General features: G+C 71.1%; 10 protein-coding genes. 3 read left to right on the top strand and 7 right to left on the bottom strand.

The features are described 5' to 3' along the window. Window positions 1–161: 161 nt before the first annotated feature. The 5 genes from ACYVE7_RS22515 to ACYVE7_RS22495 form a co-directional block, all read right to left on the bottom strand. A complete protein-coding gene (locus ACYVE7_RS22515; protein ID WP_460366984.1) occupies window positions 162–1,106 on the bottom strand; it encodes an ROK family glucokinase in 945 nt (314 codons plus the stop codon). A 52-nt stretch (window positions 1,107–1,158) separates the two neighbouring features. Continuing rightward, entirely contained in the window at window positions 1,159–1,503 is a 345-nt protein-coding gene (locus ACYVE7_RS22510) for a hypothetical protein (protein ID WP_460366983.1), read from the bottom strand. 72 nt (window positions 1,504–1,575) lie between these two features. Then, window positions 1,576–2,016, bottom strand: a complete 441-nt coding sequence (locus tag ACYVE7_RS22505; protein ID WP_460366982.1) for an SRPBCC family protein — start codon at window positions 2,014–2,016, stop codon at window positions 1,576–1,578. 29 nt (window positions 2,017–2,045) lie between these two features. After that, window positions 2,046–2,819 (bottom strand): metallophosphoesterase family protein, encoded by a 774-nt coding sequence (locus tag ACYVE7_RS22500; protein ID WP_460366981.1) that lies wholly within the window; start codon window positions 2,817–2,819, stop codon window positions 2,046–2,048. A gap of 8 nt (window positions 2,820–2,827) precedes the next feature. After that, the gene (locus ACYVE7_RS22495; RefSeq protein WP_460366980.1) at window positions 2,828–3,481 is read right to left on the bottom strand and encodes a copper homeostasis protein CutC; all 654 of its coding nucleotides are present in this window, start codon (window positions 3,479–3,481) and stop codon (window positions 2,828–2,830) included. A 164-nt stretch (window positions 3,482–3,645) separates the two neighbouring features. On the opposite strand from ACYVE7_RS22495, the gene ACYVE7_RS22490 reads away from it, so the two are divergent. Both ACYVE7_RS22490 and ACYVE7_RS22485 read left to right on the top strand, forming a co-directional pair. After that, window positions 3,646–5,421 (top strand): AMP-dependent synthetase/ligase, encoded by a 1,776-nt coding sequence (locus tag ACYVE7_RS22490; protein ID WP_460366979.1) that lies wholly within the window; start codon window positions 3,646–3,648, stop codon window positions 5,419–5,421. Between the two features lie 162 nt (window positions 5,422–5,583). After that, on the top strand, window positions 5,584–5,748 hold the full coding sequence (locus tag ACYVE7_RS22485) for a hypothetical protein (RefSeq protein ID WP_460366978.1): 165 nt from the start codon (window positions 5,584–5,586) through the stop codon (window positions 5,746–5,748). Window positions 5,749–5,877: 129 nt separating this feature from the next. Here the strand turns inward: ACYVE7_RS22485 and ACYVE7_RS22480 are convergent, their stop codons facing one another. Continuing rightward, a complete protein-coding gene (locus ACYVE7_RS22480) occupies window positions 5,878–7,002 on the bottom strand; it encodes a glycosyltransferase family 4 protein (protein ID WP_460366977.1) in 1,125 nt (374 codons plus the stop codon). 137 nt (window positions 7,003–7,139) lie between these two features. Here ACYVE7_RS22480 and ACYVE7_RS22475 point away from each other — a divergent pair, with 137 nt between their 5' ends. Then, a complete protein-coding gene (locus tag ACYVE7_RS22475) occupies window positions 7,140–7,982 on the top strand; it encodes a lytic polysaccharide monooxygenase auxiliary activity family 9 protein (protein ID WP_460366975.1) in 843 nt (280 codons plus the stop codon). A 102-nt stretch (window positions 7,983–8,084) separates the two neighbouring features. Here ACYVE7_RS22475 and ACYVE7_RS22470 read toward each other — a convergent pair. Further along, window positions 8,085–9,173 (bottom strand): basic secretory protein-like protein (locus tag ACYVE7_RS22470; protein ID WP_460366974.1); only part of this gene is annotated, 1,089 nt, incomplete at its 5' end.

Here is a 9,173-nt window from a genome sequence, read left to right as displayed (position 1 = left end):
GCACGCGGCGGCCAGCTCGTCGCGCTGCCGCCGCCAGCCCGCGAACCGCGGCACCTCCTGCAGGCAGACCAGATCGGGCGCGCAGGCGTTGATCACCCGGGCGACGGCCGCGCGGTCGTCGCGCAGGGAGCGGAGGTTGTAGCCGAGCACCCGGATCATGGTCAGTCCCTGGCGAGGTCCGCCGCGCCGACCAGCCCGGCGTCGGGGCCGAGCTCGGCGATCCGGACGTCGGCGAGGGTGCGGTAGCCGTGGCCGGTGACCGAGGCGGCGAAGGTCTTCCGGACGGGCTCCAGCAGCAGATCGCCCGCCGCCGACAGCCCGCCCCCGATGATGAACGCCTCCGGGTCGAGGGTCGCGGCCAGATCGGCGATGCCCTGGCCCGTCCACTCGGCCACCGACTGGAAGCACTCCAGCGCCGCCGGGTCGCCCTCGCGGGCCGCCTCGGTGACGACCAGGCCGGTGATGGCTTCAAACGTTCCACCGGCGAGCTCCAGCAGCCGCTTGGCGCGCTGCGGCTCGACCCGCGCCAGATCGCGGGCCTCGTGGGCCAGGGCGTTGCCGGAGGCGTACTGCTCCCAGCAGCCCCGGTTGCCGCAGCCGCAGCGACGGCCGTCGGGCACCACCCGCATATGGCCGAACTCGGCCCCGATCCCGTACCGGCCCCGGTAGAGCTTGCCGTCGACGATGATCCCGCCGCCGATCCCGGTGCCCAGCGTGACGATCACCAGATGGGAGTCGCCGCGCCCCGCGCCGAACTTCGCCTCGGCCCAGGCCGCGGTGTTGGCGTCGTTCTCCACGACCACCGGCAGGCCGACCCGCTTCTCGACCTTCTCCTTGATCGGCTCGTCGCGCCAGGCCAGATTCGGCGCGAACAGGACCGTCGACCTGCTCTCGTCGACGAACCCCGCCGCGCCGAGCCCGACCGCGACGACCTTCTCGTGCCGCTTCTTCAGCAGCCGCACCACCTCGGAGATGACCTCCGCGGTCTCCTCCGGGTTGGTGGACGGGGTGGGCCTGCGCAGCTTCTCGAGGATGCGCCCCTGCTCGTCGACCACTCCGGCGGCGACCTTCGTGCCGCCCACGTCCACACCAATGGTCAACGACATTGACGCTTTCCTCCTCTTCCGAGCGGTTCCCGACGCCCGGGTCATACCGCGGTCAGCCGATGTCCATCGGCTCTGGTTCGCCGCCCTCCGCCTTCGACTCGGCTTCGGGACGGGCGGGGCGTGAGCGTTCATACCCCGCCAGGACGTCCTGGAAGGCCGCGAAAAGCGACTGACCGGCATCGACCACATGGGAGACGACGTCCGGGCCGCTGGTCTTGGCCGCCTCGTAGGCGCGGCAGGCCGGGCAGCCGTGCGGGCACGTGCCTTCGGGCCGCTCCTCGCGGACGGCCTCGCTCCACACGTCGCCGGGCTTGCCCCGGTCGTCGCTCATTCTGCGGCGAACTGTCTCGAAGAGCTTGAACGCCTCATCGAGGACATAACCAGGCTGGTCGGGCATGTGTACATCAACACCTTGCGGTCGGCCGTACCGTATCGTGCCGGAACGGTTACTGGTGGGTATCTGACAAGGTCACCGGCTCTCCACGTGACGCTTGAGGCCCTTCAACGCGGCGTCGATGATTATCTTCTCCGCCTTGCGCTTGAACATGCCGATCATCGGAATCTTCACGTCCACAGCGAGTTCATAGGTCACCTCGGTGCCCCCGGACGGCCGATCCGCCAGCACGTAACTGCCGTGCATCCCCGTCACGACCGTGCCGGATTCGGCCAGATCCCAGCGGAGCTCGTCGTCGCCGCTCCACTGGCAGCGCACGCTGTAGGTGTCGCTGATCGGACCCGACGACAGGGTCATCCTGACGACCTCGGGACGGCCGTCGTCATACGTCTTGGTGATCTCCGCGGACTTGATCCCGTCCGCCCAGGTCGGGTACGCGGGATAGTCGGCGATCACCGACATGATCGCCTTCTTGTCCGCGGCGATGGTGATGCTCGAACTGGTCCGGTCGGCCATGGTTCCTCCTAGCTAGTCCCGACGGTAAGTTACCCCGGCAGATCGAGCACATAGGGCGTTCCGGTGGCTCTGAAGTGACCGACATTGACGCACTCGGTACGACCGATCCTCCGGCGGGCCGCCAGCGGCTGGTGCACATGGCCGAACAGCGCGTACCGCGGCTGCACCCGCTCGATCAACTCCAGGACGGCCTCGCTGCCGCGCTCGAACCGGCGCGCCACCACGTCGTACAGCAGTTCGGGGACCGCGGGCGGGATGTGCGTGCACAGCACGTCGACCTCGCCCAGCGCCTCGATCTTGGCGGCGTAGGCCGCGTCGTCGATCTCGTACGGCGTTCGGTACTCGGTGCGCAGCCCCCCGCCGACGAAACCGAAGCGCAACCCGCCGATCACCGTGGTCTGGCCGTCCAGGACGGTGTGCCCAGGACGCAGGTGGTCGGCCCACAGGTCCGGCAGATCGACATTGCCGTAGGTGAGGTAGGCCGGTTCCGGCATCGCCGCGAACAGCTCCTCGTACTGGCGGCGGCAGGCCCGCTCGATGTGCGGCCACGCGTCGCCGTCCAGGGACGCCCACTGCTCCCGGGAGAACCGCCGGGCCTCCCCGAAGCGCTTCGCGGCACGCAACGCGATGAGATGGTCGGCCGCCGCCGCGCCGAACAGCTCGGCGAACATACCCTGGCCGTGATCCTCGTAGTCGACGAAGAGGATCAGGTCGCCGAGGCAGAGCAGGGCGTCCGCGCCGCGGCCCGCCTCCGCGAGGGCGTCGGCGCGGCCGTGGACGTCGCTGACCACATGGAGGCGCATACCTCCATCTAACTACTCAACGACTTCCATGAGGCCACAAGACCCTCATCGACCGGGGCGTCCCAGGAACGGGCCTTGCGGACGGCGCCCCCGACGTGAAAACCGGTCACTCCCGCCGCGCGGAGCACCGGAACGTCCTCCTGGCGCAGGCCGCCGCCGGCGAGGATCAGCCGGGAGTCGGCCTCGGCGCGCCGCCGGAGCGTCTCGATCCCGTCGCGGACGCTCGTGGTGGAACCCGAGGTGAGGATCTGGTCGAGGCCCTGGAGGCGGCGGACGTCGTCCCAGCCGCCGACGGCGTGGTCGACAGCCCGGTGGAAGGTCCACGGCAGCGGGGCGACGGTCCTGGCCAGGGCGCAGGCGGCGGGCAGGTCGACGCGGCCCGCGTCGAGGAAACCGAAGACGAAACCGTCGGCGCCCGCCTCCGCCAGGGCCTCGGCGGCGCAGCGCAGCCGGTCCAGTTCGGCCTGGTGGGTGGCGAAACCGGCGTTGGCGCGGAGCATCGGCCGGATCGGGATCCCCACCGCGGCGCGGATCTCGGCCACGGTCCCGGCGTCGGGGGTGAGTCCGTCCGCGGCCATGTCGGCCACCAGCTCGAGACGGTCGGCGCCGCCCCGCTCGGCCGCCACGGCGTCCGCGACGGTCAGCGCGATGACTTCGAGCATGGAATCCCCCGAGTTACCCTTAGAGAAGGCTTTACCAGGCCAGACTAGGACACCAGGGGAGTTTGAACGGAGTGTGAACGGCGTCTCCGCCCGGGTGCCTACCCACGGGTAGGAAGAAAGCGATACCGTCGATCCACCCCACCCTGGATGATGTAAGGACCATCGTGCGCGAAGTCACCGTAGACGCCCTGGTGGAAGTTCCCGCCACAGCCACGATCACCGACGCGGTGTTCGAGCGTGCCGCGCGGAACCCCGGCCAGATCGCTTTCCGCAAGCCCCACGGCAAGGACGGCTGGCAGCCGGTCAGCATCGGCGCGTTCAAGAACGAGGTCGTGGCGCTGGCCAAGGGCCTGATCGCGGCCGGCGTGCAGCCCGGCGACCGGGTAGCCCTGCTGTCCAGGACCAGGTACGAATGGACCCTCACCGACTACGCCATCTGGACCGCGGGCGCCGTCACCGTGCCGATCTACGAGACCTCCTCGGTCGAGCAGATCAACTGGATCCTCGAGGACTCCGCCGCGGTAGGCGTGATCGTCGAGTCGGCCAAGCACGCCGAGAGCGCGCGTGAGGCCGGCGCGTCCAAGATCTTCGTGATGGACGACGGCGGCCTGGACGAGCTCACCGCGCTCGGCGCGGACATCGCCGACGCCGACGTCGAGGCCCGCCGCACCGGCCGGACCGGCGCCGACCTCGCCACCCTGATCTACACCTCGGGCACCACCGGGCGTCCCAAGGGCTGCGAGCTCACCCACGCCAACTTCACCGAGCTGGGCCGCAACGCCAAGGCCGGCGAGCTGGACCAGGTGCTCGGCGCCCTCGGCGGCTCCACCCTGCTGTTCCTGCCGCTCGCCCACGTGTTCGCGCGGTTCATCCAGACGCTGAGCATCGAGTCCGGCGTGGTCGTCGGCCACAGCCCGTCGATCACCAACCTGCTGGACGACCTGGGCTCGTTCAAGCCGACCTTCCTGCTCGCGGTCCCCCGCGTGTTCGAGAAGGTCTACAACGGCGCCGAGCAGAAGGCCATCGCCGGCGGCAAGGGCAAGATCTTCGCGGCCGCCGCGGCGACCGCCATCGCCTACAGCGAGGCCGACGGCAAGGCCGGTCTGGTGCTGAAGGCCAAGCACGCCCTGTTCGACAAGCTGGTCTACGGCAAGCTGCGGGAGGCCGTGGGCGGCAACGTCACCCACGCCGTGTCCGGCGGCGCGGCCCTCGGCGAGCGGCTCGGGCACTTCTTCCACGGTGTGGGGATCACCATCCTCGAGGGCTACGGCCTGACCGAGACCACCGCGCCCGCCACCGTGAACACCCCCGGTGAGCTGCGGATCGGCACCGTCGGACGGCCGCTGCCCGGCGTCTCGATCAAGATCGGCGACGACGGCGAGATCCTGGTCAAGGGGATCAACGTGCTGCGCGGCTACTGGAACAACGAGACCGCCTCCAAGGAGGCGCTGGAGGACGGCTGGTTCCACACCGGCGACCTCGGCTCCCTCGACGACCAGGGCTTCCTCAAGGTCACCGGCCGCAAGAAGGAGATCCTGGTGACGGCCGGCGGCAAGAACGTCGCACCGGCTCCGCTGGAGGACAGGGTCCGGGCGAACCCGCTGGTCAGCCAGTGTCTGGTCGTCGGCGACTCCAAGCCGTTCATCGGCGCGCTGATCACCCTCGACCCGGAGGCGATCGGCCCGTGGCAGGAGGCCAACGGCCTGTCCGGCAAGTCGGTGGCCGAGCTCGTCGACGACCCCAAGGTCCGCGCCGAGATCGACAAGGCCGTCGCGGCGGCCAACCTCTCGGTCTCCAAGGCCGAGCAGATCAAGAAGTACCGGATCCTCAACGACGACTTCACCGAGGCCAACGGCACGCTGACGCCGTCGCTGAAGGTCAAGCGCCATGTCGTCATGCGGGAGTACTCCGCGGACGTCGAGGCCATTTACGGCAAGTAGCCGCAGGCGATCGGACCCTTCGGGCGTCTCGCTGAACCCTTACGCCCGAGGGGTCCAAGATCTACCTTTTGTCGGTTCTCTCCTGGTGCGTCCGGATGAATACTGGGTGTTACCAGGAGGTCGGCTTCCACTGGCCGGCCCGGTGAAAGGGGTGGATCGCGAATGTCCCGTCTCACGCGCAACGAGCTCGAAGAGGGCACCCAGTCCGAGAAGCGCCGCGCGGCCAAGAACAAGCTCAAGAGCGCTTCGCAGCGTCCGACGCCCGGCAGGCAGGCCGCCGCGAAGAAGTCGCTGCCGCTCCGCCGCGGCCAGGGATACTCGCACTGATCTCATCCCGACCCTAGAGCCCGGCCTCCGACCGCGCTGAACTCACGCTCGTGCCGGAGGCCGACCAAACCGGACGGCGCCCTGCTCCTCACCGCGGAGCAGGGCGCCGTTTCCCGTTGTCCGGGTGGGTCAGCCGGTGAGGAGGGCGTCGAGGCGGGCGGCCTGGCGCTCCCACGTCCATTCGCGTTCGACCCAGGCTCGTCCCGCGGCCCCCAGGGCGCGGGCTCTGGCCGGGTCGGCGAGGAAACCGGCGACGGCGGCGGCCGTGGCGTCCGCGGAGCCGCCGGGGACGACCAGGCCGGTCTCGTCCGGCAGGACGGCGTCGGGAGCGCCCCCTGAGTCCCCCGCGACGACCGGCAGGCCCGTGGCCGACGCCTCCAGATAGACGATGCCCAGGCCCTCGACGTCCAGGCCGCGGCGGCGGGTGCGGCACGGCATCGCGAACACGTCGCCGGCGTCGTAGTGGGCGGGCAGCTCACGCCAGGGCACCGAGCCGGTGAAGAAGACCGAGGAACCGACGCCGAGCGCCCCGGCCAGCTCCTCCAGCTCCCTGCGGTAGGGGCCGCCGCCGACCAGCAGGAGCGCCGCGTCCGGGACGGTCCGCAGCACCTCGGGCCAGGCGCGGATCAGGGTGTCCTGGCCCTTGCGGGGCACCAGCCGGGAGACGCAGACGGCGACGGGCCGTCCGGACAGGTCGTGGCGTTTGCGGATCTCCTCGCCGCCCGCCCCCGCGTGGAACATCCGCTCGTCGACGCCGGGGGCCAGCCGGTGCATCCGGTGGGCGGCCGCCGGGGAGACCGCCTTGGCCATCCGGGAGCGGGTGTACTCGCCCAGGTAGGTCATGACGTCGAGGCCGTCGGCGATCCGGCGGAGGGTGGCGCGGGCTCCCGGGAGCTGCGCCCACGCGGCCTCGTGGCCGTGGGTGATGCCGACGACGCGGCGGATCCCGTCCTTGCGCAGGGCGGGGGCGAGCAGGCCGAGCGGGGCCGTCGCACCGAAGATCACCGAGTCGCAGCCCTCGGTCCTGACGATCTCGCGGGCCCGCTTCAGCACGGACGGCTCGGGCAGCATCAGCGAGGTGGGGTGCCGGACGACGGGGAACGGCTGGGCGGCGTCGAACTCGGCGGCGTCCTTCCAGGCGGGCGCGTAGACGACGACGGACCCCGCCGGGCGGCGCAGCGCCAGATTGTGCACGAACTGCTGGATCCCCCCGGGGCGCGGCGGGAAGTCGTTGGTGAGGATCAGCGTTTTCATCGCGTCCAGGATCTCAGGTGATCGACCGCACCCTCAACGGGGCCTGATCCCCGCCTTAAAGGCTCCCTAAGCGCCCTTTTTCGCGCGCTCTCCGGTCATAGCCTGCGAAAACCCGCTCACACCCCCGGAGGATCCACATGCGCAGGACTTTGACCGTCGCGGTACTGGCCGCGGTGCCCGTCGCGCTGCTGCCGGGCGGTGCGGTGTCGGCGCACGGCACGATGCAGAACCCCGCCAGCCGCGCCCTGGTCTGCTACCGGGCCAACCCGGAGAACCCGAAGGGCGCCGCCTGCAAGGCCGCCGTCAAGGTGAGCGGGCCGCAGGCGTTCTACGACTGGAACGGCGTCAACATCGCCGACGCGGCGGGCAAGCACCGCAAGCGCATCCCCGACGGCCGGCTCTGCAGCGCCGGCAACCCCAAGTACGCGGGCCTGGACCTGCCGCGCGCCGACTGGCCCGCCACCCGGCTCAAGGCCGGCGCGAAGTACACGTTCCGTTTCCGCGGCACCGCGCCCCACAAGGGCACCTTCTCGCTCTTCGTCACCAAGAACTCCTACCGGCCGACCCGCCCGCTGCGCTGGTCGGACCTCACACCCAAGCCGATCCTCCGCAAGACCGATCCGCGTCTGGTCAACGGCGTGTACGTCTTCCCCGCGATCAAACTCCCTAAGAGGACCGGCCGCCACCTCGTCTACGCCGTCTGGCAGCGTTCCGACAGCCCCGAGGCGTTCTACTCCTGCTCGGACGTCCGCTTCGCCCGCTCCGCCGCCCGCGAGGCCACCGCCCCCGTCCAACCGGCCAAGAACCACACACACCCCGCGCCCTCCGGCCCGGACGCCGCCGCCACCCCGGTCTCCGCGACCACGGCCCTGTCCCCCACCTCCCCGATCACCCCCTACCTCCTGCCCGCCCTCGCCTTCCTGGCCATCGCCACCGCGGCCACGGCCCGCCACCTCCGCACCCGCCGCCGCTCCCACTAGGAGTCCGCCGAAAAGGACCGGCTCGCCCCGCTATGTGGTGGTTGACCTTCACCGGCAAGCCGGAGTGATCCGGGCTCCGGAGGGGTCTTTTTCGGCAGCGTCCTAGGCGAGGCGGGAGCGGAGGTAGGCGAGCCAGGCGGGGGTGATGGAGGGGGTGCCGAGGGCCTGGCGCATGGCCTGGGGTTCGGGGAGGTGGGAGGAGAGGCGGTAGAGGTCGAGGAGGGCGGGTTCGCCGTGGGTCTCGGCGATGTAGGAGCAGGCCAGCCAGGACTCCTGGTAGGCCTCGCTCGGGGCGGCGGCGAAACGGGCGCGGTCGGGGAGGGCCGTGGGGCGGTAGCCGTCGGCGAGGGCCCCGGTCAGCTCCTTGGCGGCCTTGCGGGGCGGGGTGCCGGTGCCCTTGTAGCCGATGTAGTCGGCCAGACCCTCGACCAGCCAGAGCGGGGTCTTGGTGTCCGAGGCACTGTTCAGGGCTATATGGGTGAGTTCATGGGTGAGGACCACGCGACGGCCCAGGGCGTTGACGCGCGACCAGACGTCCGGGGAGATCAGGATCCGGGACGGGGCCGGGGAGCGGTCCGCGTTCGGGGGCGCCACGGCCAGGGCGACGATCGTGTCGAGATCCTGACCGCCGGCCAGGGTGGCGGCGGTGGCCGCGTCGGCGGGCGCCAGGGCGACGGCGCGCTGCGGCCACGAACGGCCGACCACCGCCGAGACCAGGGGCACGGAACGGTCGAGCTGGGCGGCGATCTCCTTGAGCGCGCCGTCACCCAGGACGAGGGCGTGCCCGCCCTGGACCGCGCGGAGATCAGGCGACGACCAGAAATCCGGGGCGTCGCGATGCTCGGAGCCGCCGTCGCCGACCAGCCGGCCCGCCCGGTGGCGCAGATGGACGGTGCGGACGGCGTCCACCGTGTCGAAACCCTGGAGCCGGTAGGCCCGGTGGACCGTCAGCAGCTCCCCCTCGACCGCCGCGACGGTCTCCGCGAACCGCGAGAAGCGGACACGGAACAGGGCGTCGAACAGTTCGCCCTCCCTGACCTGGAAACCGATCTCGGCGGGGTCCACCGAGGCGAGGAAGGAGTCGCGGTCGCGGGCCAGGACGGCGCGCGAGCGGGCCTCGAACAGCGCGGCGAGCGCGGTCGGCGCGACGGTGGAAGCCGTGGCTGCGGGAGGCTCGGCAGGGCCGGGGCG

The sequence above is a fragment of the Actinocorallia lasiicapitis genome (assembly GCF_054778695.1).
This window is presented reverse-complemented; position numbering and strand designations above follow the sequence as displayed.

Coding starts and splice junctions, on each gene's coding strand:
- ACYVE7_RS22505 (WP_460366982.1), bottom strand. CDS start 2,016: ATGGCCGACCGGACCAGTTCGAGCATCACCATCGCCGCGGACAAGAAG.
- ACYVE7_RS22515 (WP_460366984.1), bottom strand. CDS start 1,106: ATGTCGTTGACCATTGGTGTGGACGTGGGCGGCACGAAGGTCGCCGCC.
- ACYVE7_RS22485 (WP_460366978.1), top strand. CDS start 5,584: ATGTCCCGTCTCACGCGCAACGAGCTCGAAGAGGGCACCCAGTCCGAG.
- ACYVE7_RS22500 (WP_460366981.1), bottom strand. CDS start 2,819: ATGCGCCTCCATGTGGTCAGCGACGTCCACGGCCGCGCCGACGCCCTC.
- ACYVE7_RS22495 (WP_460366980.1), bottom strand. CDS start 3,481: ATGCTCGAAGTCATCGCGCTGACCGTCGCGGACGCCGTGGCGGCCGAG.
- ACYVE7_RS22475 (WP_460366975.1), top strand. CDS start 7,140: ATGCGCAGGACTTTGACCGTCGCGGTACTGGCCGCGGTGCCCGTCGCG.
- ACYVE7_RS22480 (WP_460366977.1), bottom strand. CDS start 7,002: ATGAAAACGCTGATCCTCACCAACGACTTCCCGCCGCGCCCCGGGGGG.
- ACYVE7_RS22510 (WP_460366983.1), bottom strand. CDS start 1,503: ATGCCCGACCAGCCTGGTTATGTCCTCGATGAGGCGTTCAAGCTCTTC.